Annotated in this window: 23 protein-coding genes; 19 read left to right on the forward strand and 4 right to left on the reverse strand. The window is 60.1% G+C overall.

All coding sequences use genetic code 11. The features are described 5' to 3' along the window. Window positions 1-151 precede the first annotated feature (151 nt). From AB7M26_RS07030 to AB7M26_RS07045, 4 genes are all read left to right on the forward strand, one after another. Window positions 152-1,546, forward strand: a complete 1,395-nt coding sequence (locus AB7M26_RS07030; RefSeq protein ID WP_123500333.1) for an FAD-binding oxidoreductase — start codon at window positions 152-154, stop codon at window positions 1,544-1,546. 36 nt (window positions 1,547-1,582) lie between these two features. Next, on the forward strand, window positions 1,583-2,248 hold the full coding sequence (locus AB7M26_RS07035) for a fumarylacetoacetate hydrolase family protein (protein ID WP_008007329.1): 666 nt from the start codon (window positions 1,583-1,585) through the stop codon (window positions 2,246-2,248). A 264-nt stretch (window positions 2,249-2,512) separates the two neighbouring features. Then, the gene (locus AB7M26_RS07040; protein ID WP_123500331.1) at window positions 2,513-3,442 is read left to right on the forward strand and encodes an SdiA-regulated domain-containing protein; all 930 of its coding nucleotides are present in this window, start codon (window positions 2,513-2,515) and stop codon (window positions 3,440-3,442) included. Between the two features lie 97 nt (window positions 3,443-3,539). After that, a complete protein-coding gene (locus AB7M26_RS07045; protein WP_123500329.1) occupies window positions 3,540-4,457 on the forward strand; it encodes an SdiA-regulated domain-containing protein in 918 nt (305 codons plus the stop codon). A gap of 142 nt (window positions 4,458-4,599) precedes the next feature. Here AB7M26_RS07045 and rpiA read toward each other — a convergent pair whose 3' ends face one another. Next, window positions 4,600-5,274: a ribose-5-phosphate isomerase RpiA gene (gene rpiA / locus AB7M26_RS07050; RefSeq protein WP_123500327.1), complete on the reverse strand. Its 675-nt coding sequence runs from the start codon at window positions 5,272-5,274 to the stop codon at window positions 4,600-4,602. A 335-nt stretch (window positions 5,275-5,609) separates the two neighbouring features. Between rpiA and ilvA the strand changes: the two genes are divergently transcribed. The 3 genes from ilvA to AB7M26_RS07065 all read left to right on the forward strand — a co-directional run bounded on the left by ilvA (window position 5,610) and on the right by AB7M26_RS07065 (window position 8,960). Continuing rightward, the gene (gene ilvA / locus AB7M26_RS07055) at window positions 5,610-7,124 is read left to right on the forward strand and encodes a threonine ammonia-lyase, biosynthetic (RefSeq protein ID WP_123500323.1); all 1,515 of its coding nucleotides are present in this window, start codon (window positions 5,610-5,612) and stop codon (window positions 7,122-7,124) included. A 39-nt stretch (window positions 7,125-7,163) separates the two neighbouring features. Continuing rightward, on the forward strand, window positions 7,164-7,589 hold the full coding sequence (locus AB7M26_RS07060) for a DUF2269 domain-containing protein (protein ID WP_123500321.1): 426 nt from the start codon (window positions 7,164-7,166) through the stop codon (window positions 7,587-7,589). Window positions 7,590-7,781: 192 nt separating this feature from the next. Then, a complete protein-coding gene (locus AB7M26_RS07065) occupies window positions 7,782-8,960 on the forward strand; it encodes an integrase core domain-containing protein (protein ID WP_123501468.1) in 1,179 nt (392 codons plus the stop codon). 34 nt (window positions 8,961-8,994) lie between these two features. Here AB7M26_RS07065 and AB7M26_RS07070 read toward each other — a convergent pair whose 3' ends face one another. Continuing rightward, on the reverse strand, window positions 8,995-9,651 hold the full coding sequence (locus tag AB7M26_RS07070; protein WP_123500319.1) for a histidinol-phosphatase: 657 nt from the start codon (window positions 9,649-9,651) through the stop codon (window positions 8,995-8,997). Window positions 9,652-9,794: 143 nt separating this feature from the next. Between AB7M26_RS07070 and AB7M26_RS07075 the strand changes: the two genes are divergently transcribed. Both AB7M26_RS07075 and ptsP read left to right on the forward strand, forming a co-directional pair. Then, complete coding sequence (locus AB7M26_RS07075; RefSeq protein WP_007897732.1) at window positions 9,795-10,274, forward strand: RNA pyrophosphohydrolase; 480 nt, start codon at window positions 9,795-9,797, stop codon at window positions 10,272-10,274. 22 nt (window positions 10,275-10,296) lie between these two features. Continuing rightward, window positions 10,297-12,576 carry a phosphoenolpyruvate--protein phosphotransferase gene (ptsP, locus tag AB7M26_RS07080; protein WP_008068020.1) on the forward strand — a complete coding sequence of 760 codons (2,280 nt, stop codon included), beginning with the start codon at window positions 10,297-10,299 and terminating at the stop codon, window positions 12,574-12,576. A 130-nt stretch (window positions 12,577-12,706) separates the two neighbouring features. Here ptsP and AB7M26_RS07085 read toward each other — a convergent pair whose 3' ends face one another. Next, the gene (locus AB7M26_RS07085) at window positions 12,707-13,453 is read right to left on the reverse strand and encodes an NRDE family protein (protein ID WP_123500317.1); all 747 of its coding nucleotides are present in this window, start codon (window positions 13,451-13,453) and stop codon (window positions 12,707-12,709) included. A 134-nt stretch (window positions 13,454-13,587) separates the two neighbouring features. Between AB7M26_RS07085 and AB7M26_RS07090 the strand changes: the two genes are divergently transcribed. The 3 genes from AB7M26_RS07090 (at window position 13,588) to AB7M26_RS07100 (ending at window position 16,295) form a co-directional block, all read left to right on the forward strand. Then, window positions 13,588-14,370, forward strand: coding sequence for a sulfite exporter TauE/SafE family protein (locus AB7M26_RS07090; RefSeq protein WP_123500315.1), 783 nt, complete (start codon window positions 13,588-13,590; stop codon window positions 14,368-14,370). 82 nt (window positions 14,371-14,452) lie between these two features. Further along, window positions 14,453-15,259: a prolipoprotein diacylglyceryl transferase gene (gene lgt, locus AB7M26_RS07095; protein WP_123500313.1), complete on the forward strand. Its 807-nt coding sequence runs from the start codon at window positions 14,453-14,455 to the stop codon at window positions 15,257-15,259. A gap of 64 nt (window positions 15,260-15,323) precedes the next feature. Next, window positions 15,324-16,295, forward strand: coding sequence for a thymidylate synthase (locus tag AB7M26_RS07100; RefSeq protein ID WP_429511316.1), 972 nt, complete (start codon window positions 15,324-15,326; stop codon window positions 16,293-16,295). A 122-nt stretch (window positions 16,296-16,417) separates the two neighbouring features. Here the strand turns inward: AB7M26_RS07100 and cadR are convergent, their stop codons facing one another. Next, entirely contained in the window at window positions 16,418-16,867 is a 450-nt protein-coding gene (gene cadR / locus AB7M26_RS07105; RefSeq protein WP_007897786.1) for a Cd(II)/Pb(II)-responsive transcriptional regulator, read from the reverse strand. 84 nt (window positions 16,868-16,951) lie between these two features. On the opposite strand from cadR, the gene AB7M26_RS07110 reads away from it, so the two are divergent. The 7 genes from AB7M26_RS07110 (at window position 16,952) to AB7M26_RS07140 (ending at window position 26,017) form a co-directional block, all read left to right on the forward strand. Then, complete coding sequence (locus tag AB7M26_RS07110; RefSeq protein WP_123500309.1) at window positions 16,952-19,213, forward strand: heavy metal translocating P-type ATPase; 2,262 nt, start codon at window positions 16,952-16,954, stop codon at window positions 19,211-19,213. A 16-nt stretch (window positions 19,214-19,229) separates the two neighbouring features. Next, the gene (locus AB7M26_RS07115) at window positions 19,230-20,093 is read left to right on the forward strand and encodes a LysR family transcriptional regulator (RefSeq protein ID WP_429388469.1); all 864 of its coding nucleotides are present in this window, start codon (window positions 19,230-19,232) and stop codon (window positions 20,091-20,093) included. 222 nt (window positions 20,094-20,315) lie between these two features. Continuing rightward, window positions 20,316-21,392: a putative 2-aminoethylphosphonate ABC transporter ATP-binding protein gene (locus AB7M26_RS07120; protein WP_429375880.1), complete on the forward strand. Its 1,077-nt coding sequence runs from the start codon at window positions 20,316-20,318 to the stop codon at window positions 21,390-21,392. Then, the gene (locus AB7M26_RS07125; RefSeq protein WP_429388471.1) at window positions 21,392-23,116 is read left to right on the forward strand and encodes a putative 2-aminoethylphosphonate ABC transporter permease subunit; all 1,725 of its coding nucleotides are present in this window, start codon (window positions 21,392-21,394) and stop codon (window positions 23,114-23,116) included. The genes AB7M26_RS07120 and AB7M26_RS07125 overlap by 1 nt, the downstream gene beginning before the upstream one ends. A 40-nt stretch (window positions 23,117-23,156) precedes the next feature. Beyond that, window positions 23,157-24,182 (forward strand): putative 2-aminoethylphosphonate ABC transporter substrate-binding protein, encoded by a 1,026-nt coding sequence (locus AB7M26_RS07130; protein ID WP_429388474.1) that lies wholly within the window; start codon window positions 23,157-23,159, stop codon window positions 24,180-24,182. A gap of 144 nt (window positions 24,183-24,326) precedes the next feature. Beyond that, the gene (locus AB7M26_RS07135) at window positions 24,327-25,460 is read left to right on the forward strand and encodes a TIGR03364 family FAD-dependent oxidoreductase (protein ID WP_429388475.1); all 1,134 of its coding nucleotides are present in this window, start codon (window positions 24,327-24,329) and stop codon (window positions 25,458-25,460) included. After that, window positions 25,460-26,017 (forward strand): phosphonate degradation HD-domain oxygenase, encoded by a 558-nt coding sequence (locus AB7M26_RS07140; RefSeq protein WP_429375883.1) that lies wholly within the window; start codon window positions 25,460-25,462, stop codon window positions 26,015-26,017. Before AB7M26_RS07135 ends, AB7M26_RS07140 begins: the two co-directional genes overlap by 1 nt. Window positions 26,018-26,122: the final 105 nt, after the last annotated feature.

Below are 26,122 nucleotides of genomic sequence, written 5' to 3' on the forward strand. Positions count from 1 at the left end.
GACCCGGACGGCAAGAAAGCCGTCGCCGCAGGACAGCCGTTGGGCACTATGCTGCGGGGTCGATATGCTAGCATATGCACCCCGCTAAACACTCATTCCTGCGACGTGAAGCGTTCTCAGGATGACCATGAATTGTTCGAGAGTTCTGTCGATGACCGATCCTGCGCTGATTGATGAGCTGAAGACCCTGGTTGAGTCTGGCAAGGTCCTGACCGACGCCGACTCCCTGAATGCTTACGGTAAGGATTGGACCAAGCATTTCGCCCCGGCCCCGACCGCCATCGTGTTTCCCAAGACGACCGAGCAGGTCCAGGCCATTGTCCGTTGGGCCAATGAACACAAGGTTGCGCTGGTGCCGTCTGGCGGTCGTACCGGGCTTTCGGCTGCGGCCGTGGCAGCCAATGGCGAAGTGGTCGTGTCCTTCGACTACATGAACCAGATTCTCGATGTGAACCTGACTGACCGCACGGCCGTTTGTCAGCCGGGCGTGGTCACCGAGCAATTGCAGAACAAGGCCGAAGAACACGGTTTGTATTACCCGGTGGACTTCGCGTCGGCAGGTTCCAGCCAGATTGGCGGCAACATCGGCACCAATGCCGGCGGGATCAAGGTAATTCGCTACGGTATGACCCGCAACTGGGTGGCCGGCATGAAAGTCGTCACCGGCAAGGGCGATCTGCTGGAACTGAACAAAGACCTGATCAAGAACGCCACCGGCTACGACCTGCGTCAGCTGTTCATCGGCGCCGAAGGCACCCTGGGTTTTGTGGTCGAGGCCACCATGCGTCTGGACCGCGCGCCGAAAAACCTCACCGCGATGGTCCTCGGCACTGCCGATTTCGATTCGATCATGCCGGTATTGCACGCATTCCAGAGCAAGCTTGACCTGACTGCCTTCGAATTCTTCTCCGATAAAGCCTTGGCCAAGGTTATGGCGCGCGGTGACGTACCGGCGCCGTTCGAATCCGATTGCCCGTTCTACGCGCTGCTGGAATTCGAAGCGACCACCGAAGAAGTGGCCAATCATGCCCTGGAAACCTTCGAGCACTGCGTCGAGCAGGGCTGGGTACTGGACGGCGTGATGAGCCAGAGCGAAACCCAGTTGCAGAACCTGTGGAAGTTGCGCGAGTACATCTCCGAAACCATCTCCCACTGGACGCCATACAAAAACGACATTTCGGTCACTGTGTCGAAAGTCCCGGCATTCCTGAAAGAAATCGACGCGATCGTCGGCGAACATTACCCGGATTTCGAAATCGTCTGGTTCGGCCACATCGGCGACGGCAACCTGCATTTGAACATCCTCAAGCCGGACAACCTGAGCAAGGACGAGTTCTTCGCCAAATGCGCGACCGTCAACAAGTGGGTGTTCGAAACCGTGGAGAAGTACAACGGTTCGATTTCCGCCGAACATGGCGTGGGCATGACCAAGCGTGATTACTTGACCTACAGTCGCTCGCCGGTTGAGATCGAGTACATGAAAGCCGTCAAAGCGGTGTTCGACCCGAACGGCATCATGAACCCGGGCAAGATTTTCGCTGTTTGACTTTTGAATTTAAGAGCTACGAAACAGGAGTCGGTAATGAGCTATCAGCACCAGTATGTCGACGGCACGCGTATTCACTTCCCGTTGGGGAAAGTGGTGTGCATCGGCCGTAACTACGCCGAACACGCCAAGGAGCTGGACAACCCGGTGCCTACTGAGCCACTGCTGTTTATCAAACCGGGCAGTTGCGTGGTGCCGCTGGAAGGCGGTTTCAGTATTCCGACCGAACGTGGCTCGGTGCATTATGAAGCGGAGATCGCCGTGTTGATCGGCAAGCCACTGTCGACCAAGCCGAGCCGTGAAGAAGTGCTGGATGCCATCTCCGGCATCGCCCCGGCTCTTGACCTGACCCTGCGCGACAAACAGGCCGAGCTGAAAGCCAAGGGCCTGCCGTGGGAAATCGCCAAGTCCTTCGACGGCGCGGCGGTGATTGCGCCGTTCGTGGCTGGCAGCACCTTCGCCGACCTGACCGACATCGGTATCCGCCTGACCATCAATGGTGAAGTGCGCCAGGATGGCAACAGCAAGGACATGCTGAATCCGATCGTGCCGATGATCCAGTACATGGCCGGCTGCTTCTCGCTGCAGGCCGGTGATGTGATCCTCACCGGTACGCCGGTGGGTGTTGGCCCGCTGAATGTCGGTGACGAACTGGTGCTCGAACTGCCAGGCGCCAGCCGCTTCACCAGCAGCGTGCGCTGACCCCACACAAAACCCTGTGGGAGCGGGCTTGCCCGCGATGAGGCCATGACAGTCAACATTGATGTTGAATGTCAGACCGCCATCGCGGGCAAGCCCGCTCCCACAATGGTTTCTAGTGGTCGCAAATTTCTGTGTCCACGCAGGGCAATCCCGCCATTTCCCGTTTTTTTCACATGTTGTCCGGATAATTCCGGGGCTTCTGGCGTCTGAGCCAGTCCCAATGTGCTATTACCCATAGCCTGAATTTCTGGAACGCATCCCTGCATGGCCACCCAACCGCTGTCCAAGCTGAAAACTGCCCGCCACTCGCGCTTTGTCATGCGTTGGTATTCCTGGCTTTTGCTGGTGTCGGTTGCCGTATATGGCCTCGTGTTTGCGATGCACTGGGATGATCGCGGCGTGCTCTGGGTGATGGAGCGTTTCGAAAGCCCGGCCGAGCGAAAAGAGAGTATCTGGCTGCCGGATTACCGGGTGGTAATCGACGCCAAGTTGCTGCCGGGCATGGAGAAGGACGAAGCGTCAGATGTTTCTTATGACCCGCAGACCAAAACCCTGTTTGCGGTGATGGGCAAGAACCCGTTCCTGGTCGAGCTGACGTTGCAGGGCGATGTGTTGCGCAAGATGCCGCTGGTGGGTTGGGGCAACCCGGAAGCGGTGGCGGTCATGGGCAACGGTTTACTGGCGATTACCGATGAGCGCAAACACCTGCTTTCCATCGTCAAGGTCGATGCCGATACTCGCGAACTGAATATCGCCAGTTTCCCGAAATACGACCTGGGCCCGTCGAAAAACCAGAACAAGGCCTTCGAGGCGATCGTTTGGGATGCGCGCAACCAGCAACTGTTGCTGGGTGAAGAGCGTCCGCCGGCGCTGTTCAGCTGGAAAAGCGATGGCAGCCAAATCCTCAAGGGCGACAAGCAAAAGCTGGCCAGCGACGAACTGGATATCCGCAACCTGTCGGCCCTGGCCATCGATCCGCGCACGGGCCACACCCTGGTGCTGTCCGCTGATTCGCATTTGTTGCTGGAATTGGACGAGGACGGCGAGCAGGTTAGTTTCATGACCCTGCTGGGTGGTTTCAATGGTCTGAAAAAAACCATTCCCCGTGCCGAAGGCGTGACCATGGACGAAGCGGGCACGTTGTACATGGTGAGTGAGCCGAACCTGTTCTATCGCTTCGAAAAACACCCGTAGGAGTTCGGCAATTGTCGTCAAAGGCCATTGGCCATTAAGCTTGAATTCATACTGCCGTGGTATTTCATCCGCCCGTCTTGTTTCCGAGCCCGCCTGAATGCGCCGACTTGCCCGTCCTAAACCCCTGATACTGATCCTGTCGGTCATTGCGCTGATCGTGCTGATTGCCGTCGGCCAGTACCTGCGCCTGTTCGAGCGCACCTGGTTCAATGTGCAGACGCTATGGCAGCCGATGAATGCCCAGTCGATTGGCCTGGATCAATATCAGGTAACGGTCGAGGCGCGAGTCATTGACGGTCTGGATGACGATGTTTCGGCGCTGACCTTCGATCCCGTGCGCAAAAGCCTGTTCACGGTTACCAACAAAAATGCCGAACTGATCGAATTGTCCCTGGAAGGCAGAATCCTGCGGCGTGTGGCACTGATCGGGTTTGGCGACCCGGAGGCGGTGGAGTTCATCAGCGCTGACACTTACGTGATCACCGACGAGCGCCAGCAACGGTTGATCAAGATTCATCTGGAGGCGGACACGACGTTCCTTGATGCCGCCGACGCTGAACAGATCACCCTCGGCGTGCACATGCGTGGCAATAAGGGTTTCGAAGGGTTGGCCTATGACTCGGTGGGCAAGCGCTTGTTCGTCGCCAAGGAGCGCGACCCGATGCTGATCTACGAAGTGCAGGGCTTCCCGCACTACAACCCGGAGAAGTCCTACGCGGTGCATGTGGTGAACAACCCCAAGCGCGATGCCGGGATGTTCGTGCGAGACCTGTCGAGCCTGCAATACGATGAGCGTAGCGGCCATCTGCTGGCGCTGTCCGATGAATCGCGACTGATTCTGGAGCTGGATGTCGATGGGCGGCCGCTGACCACCCTGTCACTGAACAAGGGGCGTCAGGGGTTGCAGAAGACTGTGCCGCAAGCAGAAGGCATCGCCATGGACGATGACGGTACCTTGTACCTCGTCAGCGAGCCAAACCTGTTCTACGTCTTCAAAAAACCACCGCAAAACTAACCAACACCGCAAAACAATGTGGGAGCGGGCTTGCCCGCGATGGCGGCCTTTCAGTCAACATCAATGTTGAATGTGACGGCCTCATCGCGGGCAAGCCCGCTCCCACAGGTATTTCATTTGCCCATGAATCTGGGCGATTCGCTTATTGGGCGCGCAGGGTTTTCACGCCTTCGCTCGTCCCCAGCAGCAGCAAATCAGCCGGGCGGGCTGCGAACAAGCCGTTGGTGACCACGCCGACGATGGCATTGATCTGTGTTTCCAGCTCCACTGGGTTGGTGATCTGCATGTTGAACACGTCGAGGATGATGTTGCCGTTGTCGGTCAGCACGCCTTCACGGTAAACCGGGTCGCCGCCGAGCTTCACCAGTTGGCGGGCCACGTGGCTGCGGGCCATCGGGATCACTTCCACCGGCAGCGGGAACGCACCAAGCACCGGCACCAGTTTGCTGGCGTCGGCGATGCAGATGAAGGTCTTGGCCACGGCCGCAACAATCTTCTCGCGGGTCAGGGCCGCGCCACCACCCTTGATCAGGTGCAGGTGCTCGTCGCTTTCATCGGCGCCGTCGACGTAGAACTCCAGGTCGCTGACGGTATTGAGCTCATACACCGGAATGCCGTGGCCTTTGAGGCGGGCGGCGGTGGCTTCGGAGCTGGCAACCGCGCCATCGAACGCGCCTTTGTGCTTGGCCAAGGCATCGATGAAGCAGTTGGCGGTGGAGCCGGTGCCGACCCCGACGATGCTCTTGTCGTTGAGTTTCGGAAGGATGAAGTCGACGGCGGCCTGAGCCACTGCCTGTTTGAGTTGATCCTGGGTCATGCGGGCTCCGAAGTGCCGAAGAGGGGACGAAAGGCCGGCATTATAGGCCTCGCGAATGGGACAGGTCATTGTCCAATCGGCAGACGGAGAAGATTTGCTTTTGTGGCGAGGGAGCTTGCTCCCGCTGGAGTGCGAAGCGCTCCCCGGCACTCTTTCAGACGTACCGCACAAGCAGGTTTTACGGCTGCTGCGCAGCCGAGCGGGAGCAAGCTCCCTCGCCACAATGAGTCTCTTGCGCTCACGAGCGGCTAAAACCACCTGTTTAGTGTGGTCGCCTGCCCAAAAGCCGGGTTAGACTCCTTGGCCCTGCCCAACCCGCTCAGTGATGCTTTCCGATGCTCGAACAGTACGTCAAAAAGATCCTCACCTCGCGCGTTTATGACGTTGCCGTAGAAACCCCATTGCAGACTGCCCGCCAGCTCTCCGAGCGGCTGGGCAACGATATCTGGCTCAAGCGTGAAGACTTGCAGCCGGTGTTCTCGTTCAAGATTCGCGGCGCCTATAACAAGCTGACGCAGCTTTCCGATGAAGAGCGCGCTCGCGGTGTGGTCACCGCGTCGGCGGGCAACCATGCGCAAGGCCTGGCCCTGGCGGCCAAGGTGCTGGGCGTGAAAGCGACCATCGTGATGCCCAAGACCACCCCGGAAATCAAGGTCGAAGGCGTGCGCTCGCGTGGCGGTAAAGTGGTGCTGCACGGGGATTCGTTCCCGGAAGCCCTGGCCTACTCGCTGAAACTGGTCGACGAAAAAGGCTACGTCTACATTCACCCTTACGATGATCCCCACACCATTGCCGGGCAGGGCACGGTGGCCATGGAGATTCTGCGCCAGCACCCGGGGCGTCTGGACGCGATCTTCGTTCCGGTGGGCGGTGGCGGATTGATCGCCGGGATCGCGGCGTACGTGAAGTACCTGCGGCCTGAAATCAAGATCATCGGCGTCGAGCCGGACGACTCCAACTGCCTGCAAGCCGCCATGGCCGCTGGCGAACGCGTGATCCTGCCGACCGTGGGCCTCTTCGCCGACGGCGTCGCGGTGGCGCAGATTGGTCAGCACACCTTCGACATTTGCAAAGACTATGTCGATGAAGTAATCACCGTCAGCACCGATGAAATCTGTGCAGCAATCAAGGATATCTACGACGATACCCGCTCGATCACGGAGCCTGCCGGTGCCTTGGGCGTGGCCGGGATCAAGAAATATGTCGAGCAACGCGGTGTCACCGGCCACACCTTCGTGGCCATCGACTCTGGCGCCAACGTCAACTTCGACCGCTTGCGCCACGTGGCCGAGCGCGCTGAACTGGGCGAGGGTCGTGAAGCCATCATTGCCGTGACCATCCCCGAGAAACCGGGCAGCTTCAAGGCGTTCTGCGAAGCCATCGGCAAACGCCAGATCACCGAATTCAATTACCGCTACAACACCGGCAGTGAAGCGCACATCTTTGTTGGCGTGCAGACGCATCCGGAAAACGACCCGCGCAGTGCGCTGCTCGCCAGTCTCACCGAGCAGGGTTTCCCGGTGCTCGACCTGACCGACAACGAACTGGCCAAGTTGCACATCCGCCACATGGTCGGCGGGCGTGCCGCCCAGGTGGTCGATGAAGTGGTGCTGCGCTTCGAGTTCCCGGAGCGTCCGGGTGCGTTGTTCAACTTCCTCAACAAGCTCGGCGGGCGCTGGAACATTTCGATGTTCCACTACCGCAACCACGGCGCGGCCGATGGCCGTGTAGTCGCGGGCCTGCAAGTGCCGCACGACGAGCGTCATCTGGTACCGGCCGCGCTGGAAGAAATCGGCTACCCGTACTGGGACGAAAGCGACAACCCGGCCTATCAGCTGTTTCTCGGCTGAGCGGCTACGCTGATCGGCAGGCCATAAGGAAATCGAACAATGGAAACGTTAACCGCCCTCAAAATCGCTCATAGCGTGGCGACGGTGTTGCTGTTGATCAGCGCACTGGGGTTGGCGATCTGGGTCTGGCGCGCCCGCCGTAACGGCGACGCGAGCGCTCACACTCGTACCTTGCAACGGCCGCTGGTGTTCATCTGGCTATTGATGGGCCTGGCACTGCTGAGCATGCCGTTCACCGGTTGGTGGATGGTGCATCTGGTGGGCTGGCCGTTGGGGCAGACCTGGCTGCTGGCGTCCAGTGTGCTCTACACCGTGGCGGCGTTGGGCTGGTTCTGGCTGGTGGTGCGGCTGAATCGGCTGCGCACTGTTCCGGGAGGCAATGGCAAGTTTACGTTTGCGTTGGCGTTGTTCAGCTTTGTCTGCTTTATCGCCATTGCGGGGTTGATGGGGGCCAAGCCGGTGTAAGGCTTCAGACCGAGTCGACCCAATCGCGGGCAAGCCCGCTCCCACAAGGTTCTGCTGTGTGACATAGATAGCATTTACAGCAGAGACCCCTGTGGGAGCGGGCTTGCCCGGGTAGAAACCGGAGACATCCTTTACGTTTTAAACCGGAGACATCGTTTACAGGTATGAAATACGGTCAGGAGGTGCCTGACCATGCCCTGGAATCGAGAGTCCCCAATGGATCAGAGAGTGAAACTCGTAGGCGACTGGATGTCCGGCGCCTATTCCAAATGTGAGCTGGCACGGCATTACGGTGTCAGCCGGCCCACTTTGGACAAGTGGCTAGCGCGCTATGCTGAACGTGGCATCGACGGGCTCAAAGAGCTGTCCAGACGTCCGCACCACAGCCCCCATCAAATCAGTGAGCATGTCCTTGAGTTGCTGATCGCTTATAAGCGCGAGCATCCGAGTTGGGGACCTGAGAAGTTGGTTCACAACCTTAAAAACACGCACGCGGAGCTGCCTTGGCCCGCGTTGAGCACCGCTGGCGAATGGCTCAAGCGTGCAGGTTTGGTGCAAAAACGACGTTTCCTTAATCGCCCACCGACGGGGCCTATTCCATTACGCGAAGCCACAGAGCCCAATCAAACATGGGCGGCGGATTTCAAAGGCGACTTCGCCCTGCAATCAGGTCAGCGCTGCTTTCCTTTGACGATCTCCGATCATGTCAGTCGATTCCTCTTACTTTGTCGGGCGCAAAGCAGTGTGGCTGGGGCGCGCGAAGGATTTGACTGGGCTTTTCGAGAGTATGGGTTGCCCAATGTCATTCGCACGGATAACGGTTCACCTTTTGCCTCGACCGGCGTGTCGCGCATCTCCAGTCTGGCGGCGTGGTTCATACGTTTGGGTATCTATCCCGAGCGTATCCAGCCCGGACGCCCTGACCAGAATGGCCGCCATGAACGAATGCACCGAACCCTCAAGGCTGCGCTGCTTCAGACACCTGAGCATAATTTGGTACAGCAGCAGCTGGCGTTTGAACGGTTTCGCCACGAATACAACTACGAACGCCCTCACAAGGCCCTGGCAATGAAGGTTCCGGCGGATGTTTATGTGCCATCCAGCCGCCTCTACGACGGACGTGTGCCGGAGGTGAATTACCCTTCACAAATGCTGGTCAGAAAAGTCCGGCAAAACGGTTCAATGAAGTGGAAAGGTGGAATGGTATTTGTCAGCGAATCGCTGGTGGGTGAGGCACTAGGGCTGAAGGAGGTGGAAGATGAGGTCTGGGAAGTGTATTTGTGCAATTACCTTTTAGGTCGTTTGAAAAGCGGTGAAAACCGCCTTTCAAACCCACAAAAACGTAAAGGATGTCCCCGGTCTCGATTGTAAAGGATGTATCCGTTTCTACATCGCGATGGCGATCTTAATCGCGCAACGAAATCACCGGCCAACCCCGCTTCTCAGCCTCGGCCCGCAAATTAGGATCCGGATCAACAGCAATCGGATTCGCCACCTGCTCCAGCAACGACAAGTCATTCATCGAATCACTATAGAAATAGCTGTCTTCCAGATTGTGGCCAGTCTCTTCCAGCCAACGAATCAATCGGGTCACCTTGCCTTCACGGAAGCACGGGACATCAGTGCTGCGTCCGGTGTAACGGCCGTCGATCATTTCGCATTCGGTGGCGATCAGGGTTTCAACGCCTAAACGTGTTGCAATCGGCCCGGTCACAAAGCGGTTGGTGGCGGTGATGATCACCAGTTTGTCGCCGGCCTCACGGTGCTTGGCCAGCAGTTCGATGCCCTTGGGCAGCACGATCGGTTCGATGCAGTCGCGCATGTAGTCCAGGTGCCATTGATCCAGCGTGGCCATCTCGGTGCGACCGAGAACTTCCAGGCAGAAGTTCAGGTACGCGTCGTTATCCAGCTTGCCGGCCAGGTAGTCCTGATAGAACTCGTCGTTGCGTGCCTTGTAGGCGACGGCGTCGAGGAAACCGCGTTCGCACAGATAATCGCCCCAGGCGTGGTCACTGTCACCGCCCAGAAGCGTGTTGTCCAAGTCGAATAAAGCCAGCCGCATTGCAGTTACTCGCTGAAAAGTCTGTAGAAAGGTGTCCAGAATACGGACTTTTCACAAGAGTGCACATAAGGTAGGTCGGCTCGTTGCTGCTTTCACAACCTTTGTGGAACAATGCGACGACATGCGTTTGCGAGGTTGTTGCCGTGATCGACCCCGATGGTTTCCGCCCCAATGTCGGGATCATTCTGACGAATGATGCCGGCCAGGTGCTATGGGCTCGCCGTATCAATCAAGATGCCTGGCAGTTTCCACAGGGAGGGATCAACCCCCAGGAGACGCCGGAAGACGCCTTGTACCGCGAGTTGAACGAAGAAGTGGGCCTGGAGCGCGAAGATGTTGAAATACTCGCCTGCACCCGGGGCTGGTTGCGCTATCGTTTGCCGCAACGTCTGGTCAGGACGCACAGCCAACCGCTGTGCATCGGCCAGAAGCAGAAATGGTTTCTCCTGCGCCTGATCTCCAACGAGCAGCGGGTGCGGATGGATTTGACCGGTAAACCGGAATTCGATGGCTGGCGCTGGGTCAGTTATTGGTATCCGTTGGGCCAGGTGGTGACATTCAAGCGCGAGGTTTATCGCCGCGCTCTCAAAGAGCTTGCCCCGCGCCTTTTAGCGCGCGACTGACGACGGAGTTCGACCCCGAGCCATGCTCAATACGCTGCGCAAGATCGTCCAGGAAGTTAACTCCGCCAAGGATCTCAAGGCGGCGTTGGGGATTATTGTGTTGCGCGTCAAAGAGGCCATGGGCAGCCAGGTCTGCTCGGTCTACTTGCTTGACCCCGAGACCAATCGCTTCGTGCTGATGGCCACCGAGGGCTTGAACAAGCGCTCGATCGGCAAAGTCAGCATGGCACCCAACGAAGGTCTGGTCGGCCTGGTCGGCACGCGTGAAGAACCCCTGAACCTCGAAAACGCCGCGGATCACCCGCGCTACCGTTACTTCGCCGAGACCGGTGAAGAGCGCTACGCCTCGTTCCTCGGGGCGCCGATCATTCACCACCGTCGCGTTGTCGGCGTGTTGGTCATTCAGCAAAAAGAACGCCGTCAGTTCGATGAAGGTGAAGAAGCCTTCCTCGTGACCATGAGCGCGCAACTTGCCGGCGTTATCGCCCACGCCGAGGCCACCGGTTCGATCCGTGGCCTGGGCCGGCAGGGCAAAGGTATCCAGGAAGCAAAGTTCGTCGGTGTACCGGGTTCGCCGGGCGCGGCGGTCGGAACCGCGGTTGTCATGCTGCCGCCGGCCGATCTGGATGTGGTGCCGGACAAGACCATCACCGACATCAACGCGGAACTGGGCCTGTTCAAGACCGCCATCGAAGGCGTACGCGCCGACATGCGTGCCCTGTCCGCCAAACTGGCGACCCAGCTGCGGCCTGAAGAGCGTGCGCTGTTCGACGTTTACCTGATGATGCTCGACGATGCCTCGCTCGGCAGCGAAATCACCACGGTGATCAAGACCGGTCAGTGGGCTCAGGGCGCGTTACGTCAGGTGGTCACCGAACACGTCAACCGATTCGAATTGATGGACGACGCCTACCTGCGTGAGCGCGCCTCGGACGTCAAGGACCTCGGGCGGCGCTTGCTGGCTTATCTGCAGGAAGAGCGGCAGCAGACGCTGGTCTACCCCGACAACACCATTCTGGTCAGCGAAGAACTGACGCCGGCGATGCTCGGCGAGGTGCCGGAAGGCAAGCTGGTCGGTCTGGTGTCGGTACTCGGCTCCGGCAACTCCCACGTGGCGATCCTGGCGCGCGCCATGGGTATTCCGACGGTGATGGGCCTGGTCGACTTGCCGTACTCCAAGGTCGACGGCATCCAGATGATCGTCGACGGCTACCACGGTGAGGTCTATACCAACCCCAGTGACGTGCTGCGCAAGCAGTTCGCCGAGGTGGTCGAGGAAGAGAAACAGCTGGCCCTCGGGCTGGATGCATTGCGGGACTTGCCGTGCGTGACGGTCGATGGCCACCGCATGCCGCTGTGGGTCAACACCGGCCTGCTGGCGGACGTGGCGCGGGCGCAGAAGCGCGGTGCCGAAGGCGTGGGTCTGTACCGCACCGAAGTGCCGTTCATGATCAACCAGCGCTTCCCGAGCGAAAAAGAGCAGCTGGCAATCTATCGCGAGCAACTCGCCGCGTTCCATCCGCAACCGGTGACCATGCGCAGCCTGGACATCGGTGGCGACAAGGCGCTGTCGTACTTCCCGATCAAGGAAGATAACCCGTTCCTCGGCTGGCGCGGCATTCGTGTGACCCTCGACCACCCGGAAATCTTCCTGGTACAGACTCGCGCCATGCTCAAGGCCAGCGAAGGCCTGAACAACCTGCGCATTCTGCTGCCGATGATTTCCGGCATCCATGAACTGGAAGAAGCCCTGCACCTGATTCATCGGGCCTGGGGCGAAGTCCGCGACGAAGGCACCGACGTGCCGATGCCGCCGGTTGGCGTGATGATCGAGATTCCGGCGGCGGTGTATCAGACCAGGGAACTGGCGCGACAAGTGGACTTCCTGTCGGTCGGCTCCAACGACCTGACCCAGTACCTGCTGGCCGTGGACCGCAACAACCCGCGGGTGGCCGATCTCTACGACTACCTGCACCCGGCAGTGTTGCAAGCCTTGCAGAACGTGGTGCGCGACGCCCATGCCGAAGGCAAGCCTGTGAGTATCTGCGGCGAAATGGCCGGTGACCCGGCGGCGGCGGTGTTGTTGATGGCGATGGGCTTCGACAGCCTGTCGATGAACGCCACCAACTTGCCGAAAGTGAAGTGGATGCTGCGTCAGATCAACCTGAGCAAGGCCAAGGAATTGCTGGCGGAGCTGATGACCATCGACAACCCGCAAGTTATCCACAGCTCGCTGCAGTTGGCGCTGAAGAACCTTGGGTTGGCGCGGATGATCAATCCGGCTTCGGTTAAAACCCTTTAAAAGGCTGAGGGCCCCATCGCAGGCAAGCCAGCTCCCACAGGAATTTGGGTCGATTCACTGATTTGTGATCAACTCCAGAACCTGTGGGAGCTGGCTTGCCTGCGATAGGGCCAGTCCAGGCAGCACAAAATCAAACCCTGACTTCCACTTCCCCCAAATGCCCCCCATACGGCCCGAAACTCCTTTCGACCATATGCCTTCCTCCATCCGCCTGAACAATCAACGCCGTGCTCGCCCGTGTCCCGTAAGTCGGGCTCTTGATAAACACGCTCGACAACAACGTCTCGGTGGCCTGTCCCACGCCAGTGTCCGGCAGTTCGGCAAGCGGTGCCGTCTGCGGATCGCTCAGCAAAGCCAATAGCGCCTGGGGCTGCGGATCGCCCAATACCTCGCTCAATGCTGCCTTGGCCTTGAGCACTTTCGGCCACGGCGTATCCAGCCCCGCGTTCGATAACCCATAAATGCCCGGTTGGAGCATGACCGCCTCCGTCTCCCGGGCATTGAAGTGCCATAGCTCGTTGGCATTGCCAATCAACAGATTAAACCCGGCATATTCAGGCGAACGTCCGACAACGTCCTTTAAATAGTCGTCAATCGACATGTCCCCGCTGAGAAACTGCGCCACCAGTTCGCCTCGCGACTTGCGCGCCGGCGGCTGAAGGGGATCACGGATGTTGGTCAGCGCGGCGAAGCGGCCGTTGGCGCCGACCCCGAGCCACGTACCGCCAGCCTCCAGGTCGCGACCGGCGTACACGTGCGGGGCATGTGGCCATTGCGCCAGGGGCAGGCTGGGCCGGGCATAGAATTCGTCGCGGTTGGCCGCCACGATCAGTGGCTGGGCATGACCCGGTCGCCAGGCAAAAACAATCAGGCACATAAGGTGGTCCTTGTGTGTTTTTTGCTCACTCTACGCAGACATCGCTCATCGATCCATCGCCATCCACAGTGGAGCCCGAGGCCATGCTTCCGTTACCATGCCGCTCCTGATTCGGGATGCTTGGGGATGCGGCCATGGAATTTCTGCTCTATCTGGCGCTGGGCGCCTGTGCGGGCGTGCTGGCCGGGCTGTTCGGGGTAGGCGGCGGGATCATCATTGTCCCGGTGCTGGTGTTCAGTTTCACCTTGCAGGGATTTGATGCGTCGATCCTGACGCATCTGGCAGTCGGCACCTCCCTGGCGACGATCATCTTTACGTCGATCAATGCGGTCCGCGAGCATCATCGCCGCGGCGCTGTGCGTTGGCCGATTTTTGCCTGGATGACGCTAGGTATTCTGATCGGTGCCGGTTTCGGCGCGCTGACCGCCGAAGCGATTTCCGGGCCGAATTTGCAGAAGATCATTGGTGTATTTGCGCTGATCATCGCCGTTCAACTCGCTTTGGACTTCAAACCCAAGGCCAGCCGAACGGTGCCGGGCAAAGTCGGTCTGACCGTGGCCGGCAGTGTGATTGGCTGGGCTTCGGCGATTTTCGGGATTGGCGGCGGCTCGTTGACCGTGCCGTTCCTGACCTGGCGCAGCGTGCCGATGCAGCAAGCGGTGGCCACTTCGTCGGCCTGTGGCCTGCCAATCGCCTTGGCCAGTGCTTTAAGTTTCATGATTCTGGGGTGGCACGATCCACTGCTGCCGGCCCATAGTCTCGGTTTTGTTTATTTGCCGGCGCTGCTGGGGATCGCCCTGACCAGCATGGTATTCGCCCGCCTCGGTGCGCGACTGGCCCACAGGCTGTCGCCGCGCTTGCTGAAAAGACTGTTTGCCGCTTTGCTGTTTTGCGTCGGCTTGAGCTTCTTGCTCTGACGCGTAGCGCAATCCTGGCTTAATCCTGGCGTGACAGCGTCGCCCGGGAATTTGAAGGTTTCAACTCTAACGAGGAGTCGCAATGCTGCCTTACCCGCAGATCGACCCGGTGGCCCTGGCCATCGGTCCGCTGAAAATCCACTGGTACGGCCTGATGTACCTGATCGGCATCGGCGGCGCGTGGTGGCTGGCATCACGCCGGCTGAACCGCTTCGACCCGACCTGGACCAAGGAGAAACTCTCCGACATGGTCTTCTGGATGTCGATGGGGGTCATTGTCGGTGGCCGCTTGGGTTATGTGCTGTTTTACGATCTGAACGCCTACCTGGCCAACCCGACCCTGATCTTCGAAGTGTGGAAGGGCGGCATGTCGTTCCACGGCGGGTTTATCGGTGTAATGCTGGCGGCGCTGTGGTTCGGTAAAAAGAACGGCAAGTCGTTCTTCCAGCTGATGGACTTCGTCGCGCCGATGGTGCCGATCGGCCTGGGTGCCGGGCGCATCGGTAACTTCATCAACGCCGAGTTGTGGGGCAAGGCAACCGACGTGCCGTGGGCGATGGTCTTCCCGACCGATCCGGCGCAACTGGCGCGTCATCCGTCGCAGCTGTACCAGTTCGCGCTGGAAGGCGTGGCGCTGTTCGCGATCCTCTGGCTGTTCTCGCGCAAGCCGCGGCCGACCATGGCGGTGTCCGGGATGTTCGCGCTGTTCTATGGCATCTTCCGCTTCATCGTCGAATTCGTTCGCGTGCCAGACGCGCAACTGGGTTATCTGGCCTGGAACTGGCTGACCATGGGCCAAGTGCTGTGCGTACCGATGATCGTCGGCGGGCTGTTCCTGATCTGGCTGGCTTATCGGCGCGCCCCGGCGGCCCCCGCAGCTGCTGTATAAGAAGCAGGCGCTATAAATTCGAACCCCGGGGCGATGGTCCCGGGTTCAAGGACACAGGTAATTCATGAAGCAATATCTCGAACTGGTCGCCCACGTCATCAAAAACGGCACCAAACAGGCCAACCGCACGGGCGTGAACACCATCAGCTTTCCGGGCGCGATGCTGCGCTTCGATCTGCAGGAAGGTTTCCCGGCGATCACCACTCGCAAGATGGCCTTCAAATCCGCCATCGGCGAGATGTGCGGTTTTCTGCGCGGGGTGAACAACGCCGCCGAATTCCGTGAGCTGGGCTGCAAGGTCTGGGACCAGAACGCCAACGAAAACGCGCAGTGGCTGGCCAACCCGTTCCGTCAGGGTGAAGACGACCTCGGCGAGATCTACGGCGTGCAATGGCGCAAATGGCCGGCGTACAAGCAGATTCCGGTCAGCAACCAGGCCGCCATCGAGCAGACGTTGAGCCAGGGTTATCGTCAGATTGCCGAAGGCGAAGAAGACGGTCAGGCCTATGTGGTGCTGTACAAGGCGATCGACCAGATCCGCCAGTGTGTCGACACCATCATCAAGGACCCGGGCAGCCGTCGCATCCTGTTCCACGGCTGGAACGTTGCGCAGCTCGACGAAATGGCCCTGCCGCCGTGCCACTTGCTGTACCAGTTCCACCCGAATGTCGAGACCAGGGAAATCTCCCTGACCCTCTACATCCGCTCCAACGACCTGGGCCTGGGCACGCCGTTCAACCTCACCGAAGGCGCCGCGCTGCTGAGCCTGATCGGTCGCCTGACCGGTTACACACCGCGCTGGTTCACCTATTTCATCGGCGACGCCCACGTCTACGAAAACCACCTGGACATGCTCAACGAACAGCTCAAGCGCGAGCCGTTCCCGATGCCGAAACTGGTGATTTCCGACCGCGTGCCGGCGTTTGCCAAGACCGGTGTTTATCAACCGGAATGGCTGGAGCAGATCGAGCCAAGCGATTTCTCGCTGGAAGGCTATGAACACCACGCGCCAATGACCGCGCCGATGGCGGTCTGAAGATCAATTACTGAACCTGTGGGAGCGGGCTTGCCCGCGATGACGGCCGCACATCCAACATTGATGTGACTGACAAACCGCTATCGCGGGCAAGCCCGCTCCCACAGGTTTTTGTGGTGTTCTTAGTGGCCGTGGCTTCGGCCAACATGAGAATGCTCAACCTCCGTCGCTACAACCCCGCCGCTGACCTCCAGCCGCTGCAAAATCCCGCACTGATCGATATCCGGCCCTTCGCTGCAGCGTTGGCGCAGGTCGAGCAGTTGTGTCTGCAAGGCCAGCAAACCATCGATTCGAGCTTTCACATGGTGGATGTGTTCGTCGATCAACGCGTTGACGTTTTCGCATTGATCCTGCGGGCTGTCGCGCAGGGCCAGCAGGCTGCGGATTTCCTCGAGGGTCATGTCGAGGGTTCGGCAATTGCGGATGAAGGTCAGGCGCTCGGCGTGAGCCTGGGTGTAGACGCGGTAATTGCCGTCGCTGCGGGCCGGCTCCGGCAGCAGGTTTTCGCGCTCGTAGTAGCGGATGGTTTCCACGGCGCAGTCGGTGAGTTTCGCCAGTTCTCCGATTTTCATCGAGGCAATCTCCAAAAGGATGCTTGACCCTATAGTGGCTACAGGGTCTTTACTTGGCAACAGGCACCTTCATGGACGCGACCAATGAGCGATTCTCTTCACACCCACAAACCCGGGCACGATCACAGCCACAAGCTGCAGCCTGTGCACAAGCATGAGCATGGCGGCCACGGGGATTCCTGCTGTTCCTCCAAAGCAGCAGCGCCGTCGCTGATCAAGTTGAGCGAGACGCCGACTGCCGGTGCGCGGCTGAGCAGTTTCCGCATCGAGGCCATGGACTGCCCGACCGAACAGACGCTGATCCAGAACAAACTCGGGAAGCTGTCGGGTGTGCAGCAACTGGAATTCAACCTGATCAACCGGGTGTTGGGCGTGACCCATGACCTGCCAAACACCCTGCCGATCATCGACGCGATCAAGTCCCTCGGCATGCACGCCGAGCCGATGGAGCAGGGCGCCCAAGCACCGGCATCGAGCCCTGAACCTGCGAAAAAGCCCTGGTGGCCGCTGGCATTGTCCGGCGTCGGGGCGCTGGCCGCCGAACTTATCCACTTCACCAGTGCGGCGCCAAACTGGGTGGTGGCGGTGATCGCGCTGATCTCGATCCTCAGTGGTGGCCTCAGCACTTACAAAAAGGGCTGGATCGCCCTGAAAAACCTCAACCTGAACATCAACGCGCTGATGAGCATCGCAGTGACCGGCGCGATTCTGATCGGTCAATGGCCGGAAGCGGCGATGGTGATGTTTCTGTTCACCGTGGCCGAATTGATCGAAGCCAGGTCTCTGGACCGGGCGCGCAACGCCATCGGCGGGCTGATGCAGATGGCCCCCGAGCAGGCCACGGTGCAACAGGCCGACGGCAGTTGGATCGCACAACCGGTCAAAAACATCGAACTGGGTGCGCGGGTGCGGGTGCGTCCTGGCGAGCGGATCGGTCTGGACGGCGAAGTGTTGTCCGGCAACTCGACCATCGATCAGGCGCCGATCACCGGTGAAAGCCTCCCGGTGGAAAAAACCATCGGCGACAAAGTGTTCGCCGGCACCATCAACCAGTCCGGTTCGCTGGAATACACGGTAACCGCTGCGGCGAACAATTCGACCCTGGCGCGGATTATCCACGCCGTGGAACAGGCTCAGGGGGCACGCGCCCCGACCCAGCGTTTCGTCGACAGTTTCTCGAAAATCTACACCCCGGCGGTGTTTATCCTGGCCCTGGCCGTGGCGGTGATTCCGCCGCTGTTCATGGACGCGCTGTGGTTCGACTGGATCTACCGGGCGCTGGTGTTGCTGGTGGTCGCCTGCCCGTGTGCCTTGGTGATTTCCACCCCGGTGACCATCGTCAGCGGCCTCGCGGCAGCAGCGCGCAAAGGGATTCTGGTCAAGGGTGGCGTCTATCTGGAGCACGGCCACAAACTCGATTACCTGGCCCTCGACAAGACCGGCACCCTCACGCACGGCAAACCGGTGCAGACCGACTATGTGTCCCTCGATCCAATCGCTGATGCAATTGCCCCGGCCATTGCGGCGGCACTGGCCGGTCGTTCGGATCACCCGGTGTCGCTGGCTATCGCCAACGCGGCTGTGGATAAGCATCCTGTGCCGCTGGTTGTGGATAACTTCGAAGCCCTGGCGGGTCGTGGCGTGCGCGGCGAGATTAACGGTGAGCTCTACCACTTGGGCAATCACCGCCTGGTGGAAGATTTGGGTTTGTGTTCGCCAGCGCTGGAAGAGCAGCTGTTTGCTCTGGAGAAACAGGGCAAATCCGTGGTGCTGCTGCTCGACAAGTCGGGCCCCCTGGCGCTGTTCGCCGTGGCAGACACCGTGAAAGCATCCAGTCGCGAAGCGATCCAGCAGTTGCATAAGTTGGGCATCAAAACCCTGATGCTGACCGGCGACAACGTTCACACCGCCCAGGCCATCGCCGCCCACGTGGGCATCGATCAGGCCCAGGGCGATCTGTTGCCGACCGATAAGCTGCAAGCCATCGAAACGCTGTATGCCCAAGGCCATCGGGTCGGGATGGTCGGCGACGGCATCAACGACGCACCGGCACTGGCGCGGGCCGAGATCGGTTTCGCCATGGCGGCGGCCGGCACCGACACCGCCATCGAAACCGCTGATGTCGCCCTGATGGACGACGATCTGCGCAAGATTCCGGCTTTCATCCGCCTGTCGCGGCAGACTTCGAATATCCTCAAACAGAACATTGCCCTCGCATTGGTCATCAAAGCGATCTTTCTTGGGGTAACCTTCGCCGGGATCGCCACCATGTGGATGGCGGTGTTCGCCGACATGGGCGTGAGCCTGTTGGTGGTGTTCAACGGTTTGCGCCTGTTGCGCAAATAGACGATGAGGGAAGGGTGTGCTGAGTGCCGAGCTGAAGGCGTTTTACATGGTTGCCCGGTTGGGCAGTATTACCCTGGCGGCGAAAAAGCTCGGCCTGAGCCAACCGACGGTAACGACCCAGATTCGGCATCTGGAAAGCCAGTACTCGGTTGAGCTGTTCTACCGTGGCGGTCGCCGCCTCAGCGTCAGCGACGAAGGCGCGCGGTTGCTGCCGATGGTCAAGGCGCTGTTGCAGCAGGAAGCCGACATCGAGTTCTTCCTGCGCAACAGCGGTCAGGTCCAGGGCACGTTGCGCATCGCTGCCACGGCGCCGTATTACATCCTCGATCTGGTGAAGACCTTTCGCGAGCGCTTGCCGCAAGTGGAGGTGTCGGTGGAAATCGGCAACTCCCAACAGGTGCTCGAGGCGCTGGAGGATTACCGGGTCGATGTCGCGGCGTCCTCGCAGTTGCTGGACGATGCGCGGATGATTCGCCGCGTGCTCGGCAGCGATCCACTGGTGCTGGCGGTGCATCGCAATCATCCGCTGGCGGTGCATGATCATGTGCCGCTCAGTGCCTTGGCGGGGCATACCTTGTTGATGCGCGAATCGGGCTCGACCACTCGGCGCCTGACCGAAGAGTTGCTGGCCAGCGCCGGGGTGAGTTTCGGGCCGCTGCTGGAGATTGGCAGCCGGGAGTCGATTCGTGAAGCGGTGCTGCGCAACATTGGTATCAGCATCATTGCTCGGCAGGAAGTGCCTCACGATCCGCAATTGCGGGTGCTGACTATCGAAAATGCACCGCAGATTCCCGAGTATCTGTACTGCCTCAAAGAGCGAAAAGGTGCGCGGCTGCCGGCGGCGTTTCTCGGGTTGGCGCAGGAAATGGCCCCGGCCTGAAATCTCCATTGCCCGTACTGGCCTCATCGCGGGCAAGCCACGCTCCCACAGGATTTATGCAGTCCTGTGGGAGCGGGCTTGCCCGCGATGACGTCAGTTCAGTCACCGCATGACTTCAACCCAAATCCCCGAATACCACTATCGGCCGTTTTTGCCTCGCTGCCACATGACGGACGCATTGCAAACCTAGGATGGCCCTCATCTGCTTGATGAGGTCTGTCCATGAACCACTCCACTGCAACTGCCCTGACCAACCCCGGTGCGCCGATGAAAGTGCGCGGTGTGCAGAAACGCTTCGGTGCGTTCACCGCGCTGGATAACGTTTCCCTCGACGTCGCGGCGGGTGAGCTGGTGTGCCTCCTGGGGCCGTCGGGCTGTGGCAAAACCACCTTGCTGCGCTGCATCGCCGGCCTTGAGAAACAAGACAGCGGCGAGTTGTACCTCGGCGATCGCGACGTTTCCCACCTGGCACCTCAAGCCCGCGACTACGGCATTCTCTTCCAGTCCTACGCCCTGTTCCCCAATCTGACCGTCGAAGCGAACATTGCCTACGGCCTCGCCGGCAGCAGTCGCGATGAAGTGCGCCAGCGTGTCGGTCAGATGCTGGAACTGGTTGGCCTGATCGGCAGTGAGAAAAAATACCCCGGCCAATTGTCCGGCGGCCAACAGCAGCGAGTCGCACTGGCTCGAGCTCTGGCGCCAGCCCCTTCATTGTTGCTGCTGGACGAACCGATGTCGGCGCTCGACGCCCGGGTCCGCGAGCATCTGTGTACTGAACTGCGCCAATTGCAACGCAACCTCGGCGTCACCACCCTGATGGTCACCCACAATCAGGACGAAGCCATGCTGATGGCCGACCGCATCGCCGTGATGAACAACGGCAAGGTCGAGCAGTACGCCACGCCGCAGGAAATCTACGACCGTCCGGCCACACCGTTTGTGGCGGAGTTCGTCGGTCAGGGCAACTGGCTGCCATTCCACCGGAGCAGCGACAGTCATGCCCAGGTCGGCGGGATGAACATGCGTCTGGCTGAAGGCAGCGCTAAAACCGCCTCGGGCCGTTTGTTCTGCCGCCCCGAGGCCATCAACGTCAACCCGCCGGTGCATGAAGAGAACCTGTTCCCGGCCAAGGTTCGCGAGATCACTTTTCTCGGCAACCGCTGCCGCATGAGCTTCGAACTCGATCAACTGCCGGGCCATGCGTTACTGGCGGAACTGGCGCCGGAAGCCATGCCGCGTCTTGGCGCGCAGCAGATCATGGTCGCCTTGCCGCCGCGCAGCCTGCAGGTGTTTGCCTGATGAGCGCGAACGTCGCGCTGCCGATACCGCACAAGCAGGTTCGGCAGACCTCCCGTGCCGAGATCGGCGATCGGCTATTCGTGGTCGGCGGCAAGGTTCTGTTGCTGGTGTTGCTTGGCGTGGCGGTGTTGATGCCGTTGCTGGCGATCTTCTGGCGCGGTTTCAGCTCAGAAGCCGGGCAGGGCGGTGGTTGGGTGGCGGCTCGTGAACTGGTCACCAGCGCGAATTTCCACTGGTTACTCGGCAATAGCTTGAAGGTCTCCCTCAGCGTCGCGGCGATTGTCGTACCGCTGGCCTACCTGTTTGCCTACGCCCTGCAACGCACCCTGATTCCCGGCAAAGGCATCTGGCGCGGCATGTCGCTGCTGCCGCTGATGGCGCCGTCGATGCTGCCGGGGATTGCGCTGGTTTATCTGTTCGGCAATCAGGGCATGCTGCGCGGTTTGCTCTCGGACAACATCTACGGCTTCTGGGGCATTGTTCTGGGTGAGGTCATCTACACCTTCCCACACGCACTGATGATTTTGCTGTCGGCCCTGTCCCTGGCGGATGCGCGACTGTTCGATGCCGCCTCTAGCATGGGCGCCAGTCCGGCGAAGGCCTTTCGCAGCATCACCTGGCCGGTAACGCGTCAGGCTGTATTCGCGGCATTCTGTCTGGTGTTCACTCTGACCATCACCGACTTCGGCGTGCCCGTGGTGGTCGGCGGCGACTATCAGGTGCTGGCGCTGGAAGCCTACAAAGCCGTGGTCGGCCAGCAACAGTTCGGTCGCGGGGCGTTGATCGGCATGGTCCTGCTGTTGCCGGCGCTGTTCAGCTTTGGCGTCGACGCCTGGCTGCGTCGGCGTCATGGCGATTCCATGAGCGGTCGGGCGCAAGTGTTTCAACCGGCGCCATCGAAGCTGCGCGACGCTTGTTATCTGGCCATCGTGCTGTTGATCTGCGCGGTGTTGCTGCTGGTGTTCGGCATGGCGGTGTACTCATCGCTGGTGAAGTTCTGGCCGTACAACCTGTCGCTGTCGCTCAACCATTACCAGTTCAACGACACGGCGGGCGGAGGCTGGCTGGCCTACGGCAACAGCGTGAAGATGGCGTTGTGTACGGCGTTGATCGGCAGTGTGCTGATCTTCACCGGGGCTTACCTGATGGAAAAAACCAAGGGTCAGCGCGGACTGAATCTGACACTGCGCATGCTCAGTTTCGTACCGATGGCGGTGCCGGGTCTGGTGCTGGGCCTGGGTTATGTCTTCTTCTTCAACCTCACCGGTAACCCTTTGCATGTGCTCTACGGGACCATGACCCTGCTGGTGGTCTGCACCATTGCTCACTATTTGACCACTGCGCAAATGACCGCCACCACCGCGTTGCGTCAACTCGATGCCGAGTTCGAAGCCGCCGCGCTGTCGCTCAAGGCGCCGCTGTACCGGCACTACCTGCGGGTCACCGTGCCGATCTGCCTGCCGGCATTGCTGGACATCGTGCGTTACCTGTTCGTCTCGGCCATGACCACCGTCTCGGCGGCAATCTTCCTCTACAGCCCCGACACCATCCTCGCGGCGGTGGCGGTGCTGAACATGGACGACGCCGGCAACGTCGGCGGCGCGGCGGCGATGTCGACCCTGATTCTGTTCACCTCGGCGGGCGTGTCCCTGCTGCTGGCCTGGGCTTCGCACGGTTTGTTGCGCCGCTCCCAGGCCTGGCGGCAGACCGCGCCTGGCCACTGATTTCCAATCCCGCAAACCTCAACTCAAACAGGAAAAGATCATGTTCAAGCCTTTGGCCCTGGCCGCTGCTGTCCTCACCGCTTTCAGCCTGAACGCCTTTGCGGCGAAAACCGAGTTGACGGTGTACACCGCCCTCGAAGCCGAACAACTGAAGACCTACAAAGAGGCTTTTGAAAAGGCCAATCCGGACGTCGAGATCAAGTGGGTGCGCGATTCCACCGGCATCATCACCGCCAAACTCCTGGCCGAAAAAGCCCGCCCGCAAGCTGACGCGGTATGGGGCCTGGCGGCGTCGAGCCTGGCGATTCTCGATCAGCAAGGCATGCTGCAAAGCTACGCACCGAAAGACTTGGGCAAGATCGGCAGCAACTACCGAGACGCCGCCAACCCGCCAGCCTGGGTCGGCATGGACGTCTGGGCAGCGACCATTTGCTTCAACACCGTCGAGGCCGAAAAGCAGGGCTTAACCAAACCCGTGAGCTGGCAGGACCTGACCAAGCCTGAATACAAAGGCAAGATCGTCATGCCCAACCCGGCCTCGTCCGGCACCGGTTTCCTAGACGTCAGTGCCTGGCTGCAAACCTTCGGCGAGAAGCAGGGCTGGCAGTACATGGACGACCTGCACCAGAACATCGGCCAGTACGTTCACTCCGGTTCCAAGCCGTGCAAGCTTGCGGCCGCTGGTGAATTCCCGATTGGCATTTCCTTCGAGTACCCGGCCGTTCAGTTGAAGCGCCAGGGCGCGCCGCTGGACATCATCCTGCCGAAAGAAGGCCTGGGCTGGGAGATTGAAGCCACCGCCGTGATCAAAGGCACGCCTCACGAAGACGCGGCGAAGAAGCTGGCGGACTTCTCGGCGAGTCCGGCGGCGATGGAGCTTTATAAAGAGAACTTCGCCGTGCTCGCGCAACCGGGTATCGCCAAGCCGCAGACCGAACTGCCGGCGGATTATGAGCAGCGCCTGATCAAGAACGACTTTGCCTGGGCCTCGAAGAATCGTGACGAAATCCTGACCGAATGGCGCAAGCGCTATGACGGCAAGTCCGAGAAAGTGGCGGCCAAGTAAGTTCTTTATTGGCTGACAGGGCCCCATCGCGGGCAAGCCCGCTCCCACAGGAATTTATGACGGACACAGATTTTGTGAACGCTACGGACCCTGTGGGAGCGGGCTTGCCCGCGATAGCGGTCTCGAATTCAGGAATAAATCTCCATGACTCAACACAGCAACATGCTAATCGTAGGCGCCGGCATCCTCGGTCTGTCCCACGCCTATGCCGCCGCCAGACGCGGTCTGAAAGTCACCGTTTTCGAACGCAGCGAAACTCCTTTGGGCGCCTCGGTACGCAATTTTGGCCAGGCACTGGTCACCGGCCAGCCACCCGGCCCAATGCTTGAACTGGCCAAGGCCAGCCGCGACATCTGGGGCCAATGGGCACAACTGGCGGGCCTGCAACTCAAGCGCAACGGCTCGTACCTGTTCGCCCGCACCGAAGCGGAAGAGCACCTGTTGGAAGCGTTCTGCGCCGGTCGCGCCATGGAGCACGGTTACCGCGTCGAACTGCTGCGCGGTGCGGCATTGCGCGATTTATACGGCGGCCAGTTCAGCCATCACCGCGCCGCGTTGCACGGCATGGACGACCAGCAGCTGTATTCCCGCGAAGCGATTCCGGCGTTGATCGACTACCTGCGCCGCGAGTTAGGCGTCGAGTTCCACTTCTCTACGCTGGTGCGCGACATCGAGCCGGGACGCTTGCACAGCACCGCTGGCACCTTCAGCGCCGAGCAGATCATCATCTGCTCCGGTCACGATTATCAAACGCTGCTGGCCGAGCCGATTGCCGAACTGAATCCGCAAATCTGCCGCCTGCAAATGCTCCGCGCCCGACCGCAGATCAACCTCAACCTGCAACACGCGCTGCTCACTGGTCTGAGTTGCGTCCATTACGGCGCCTTCGCCGATTTGCCGGAAGCCGCAGCGGTGCAGGCGCAGATTCTGCGTGACGCACCTCATCTGCATGAAAATGGCATTCACCTGCTGATCAGCCCGACGCCTTACGGTGAGTTGATCATCGGCGACTCCCACCATTACGGCAGCGATCCATCACCGTTCAATGCCGAGCAGGTGGATGACTGGATGATTGAACTGGCCGAGCAGACGTTGGGCTGCAAGGTGCAAGTGATCGAACGCTGGCAAGGCGTCTATGGTTCACGCGGACCGGGGCCGTTCTCCTTTCTGCGCCCGATGCCAGGCGTGAGCGTGGCGCTGATGCACACCGGTGTCGGCATGAGCGTCGGGCCGGCGATGGCCGAACGTAACGTCACGACTTTATTGGGAGACAGTTGATGGACCGCCATGAGCAAGTGATCGCCGAGGTGTTCGGTCTGTACGAGCGTTTTGGCGACAACGATTACATCGGCGAACCGGTGTCGCAGATCGAGCACATGTCTCAGGCGGCGGAACTGGCGATGGCCGGGGGGTTCGATGATGAAGTGGTGCTGGCGGCGTTCTTTCATGACATCGGGCATCTCTGCGCCGAGGGTGCCGAGAGCATGGGTGGTTTTGGGATCGTCAGCCACGAGCGACTGGGGGCGGATTACTTGCGTCGCGCCGGTTTCAGCGAACGGCTGGCGCGGCTGGTGGAGTACCACGTTCAGGCCAAGCGTTATCTGACGCTCAAAGAGCCCGGGTACTACGAGCGCTTGAGCGAAGCCAGTCGGCGCACGCTTGAGTATCAGGGCGGGGTGATGACGGCTGCCGAGGCTGAGGCGTTTGAGCAGGATCCGTTGTGTGCGGTCAGTTTGCAGATGCGTCAGTGGGATGAATTGGCCAAGGAGATGTGGGTGCCGGTGATTGATCTGGGCATCTTGAAGGCAAAGGCGTTGCGGCTGTTGGCTGAGTAAAGCTTCACAATCGAGCCGCGCCCATCGCGGACAAGCCCGCTCCCACAAGGTCTCGGGTGATACAGAGATTGCATGGACACCGAAGATCCCTGTGGGAACGGGCTT

Source organism: Pseudomonas sp. F-14 TE3482 (assembly GCF_053629455.1).

Excerpts from the sequence above, each read along its gene's own strand:
- AB7M26_RS07030 (WP_123500333.1), top strand. The coding sequence starts at position 152 with ATGACCGATCCTGCGCTGATTGATGAGCTGAAGACCCTGGTTGAGTCT.
- AB7M26_RS07035 (WP_008007329.1), top strand. The coding sequence starts at position 1,583 with ATGAGCTATCAGCACCAGTATGTCGACGGCACGCGTATTCACTTCCCG.
- AB7M26_RS07040 (WP_123500331.1), top strand. The coding sequence starts at position 2,513 with ATGGCCACCCAACCGCTGTCCAAGCTGAAAACTGCCCGCCACTCGCGC.
- AB7M26_RS07045 (WP_123500329.1), top strand. The coding sequence starts at position 3,540 with ATGCGCCGACTTGCCCGTCCTAAACCCCTGATACTGATCCTGTCGGTC.
- rpiA (WP_123500327.1), bottom strand. The coding sequence starts at position 5,274 with ATGACCCAGGATCAACTCAAACAGGCAGTGGCTCAGGCCGCCGTCGAC.
- ilvA (WP_123500323.1), top strand. The coding sequence starts at position 5,610 with ATGCTCGAACAGTACGTCAAAAAGATCCTCACCTCGCGCGTTTATGAC.
- AB7M26_RS07060 (WP_123500321.1), top strand. The coding sequence starts at position 7,164 with ATGGAAACGTTAACCGCCCTCAAAATCGCTCATAGCGTGGCGACGGTG.
- AB7M26_RS07065 (WP_123501468.1), top strand. The coding sequence starts at position 7,782 with ATGCCCTGGAATCGAGAGTCCCCAATGGATCAGAGAGTGAAACTCGTA.
- AB7M26_RS07070 (WP_123500319.1), bottom strand. The coding sequence starts at position 9,651 with ATGCGGCTGGCTTTATTCGACTTGGACAACACGCTTCTGGGCGGTGAC.
- ptsP (WP_008068020.1), top strand. The coding sequence starts at position 10,297 with ATGCTCAATACGCTGCGCAAGATCGTCCAGGAAGTTAACTCCGCCAAG.
- AB7M26_RS07085 (WP_123500317.1), bottom strand. The coding sequence starts at position 13,453 with ATGTGCCTGATTGTTTTTGCCTGGCGACCGGGTCATGCCCAGCCACTG.
- AB7M26_RS07090 (WP_123500315.1), top strand. The coding sequence starts at position 13,588 with ATGGAATTTCTGCTCTATCTGGCGCTGGGCGCCTGTGCGGGCGTGCTG.
- lgt (WP_123500313.1), top strand. The coding sequence starts at position 14,453 with ATGCTGCCTTACCCGCAGATCGACCCGGTGGCCCTGGCCATCGGTCCG.
- AB7M26_RS07100 (WP_429511316.1), top strand. The coding sequence starts at position 15,324 with ATGAAGCAATATCTCGAACTGGTCGCCCACGTCATCAAAAACGGCACC.
- cadR (WP_007897786.1), bottom strand. The coding sequence starts at position 16,867 with ATGAAAATCGGAGAACTGGCGAAACTCACCGACTGCGCCGTGGAAACC.
- AB7M26_RS07110 (WP_123500309.1), top strand. The coding sequence starts at position 16,952 with ATGAGCGATTCTCTTCACACCCACAAACCCGGGCACGATCACAGCCAC.
- AB7M26_RS07120 (WP_429375880.1), top strand. The coding sequence starts at position 20,316 with ATGAACCACTCCACTGCAACTGCCCTGACCAACCCCGGTGCGCCGATG.
- AB7M26_RS07125 (WP_429388471.1), top strand. The coding sequence starts at position 21,392 with ATGAGCGCGAACGTCGCGCTGCCGATACCGCACAAGCAGGTTCGGCAG.
- AB7M26_RS07130 (WP_429388474.1), top strand. The coding sequence starts at position 23,157 with ATGTTCAAGCCTTTGGCCCTGGCCGCTGCTGTCCTCACCGCTTTCAGC.
- AB7M26_RS07135 (WP_429388475.1), top strand. The coding sequence starts at position 24,327 with ATGACTCAACACAGCAACATGCTAATCGTAGGCGCCGGCATCCTCGGT.
- AB7M26_RS07140 (WP_429375883.1), top strand. The coding sequence starts at position 25,460 with ATGGACCGCCATGAGCAAGTGATCGCCGAGGTGTTCGGTCTGTACGAG.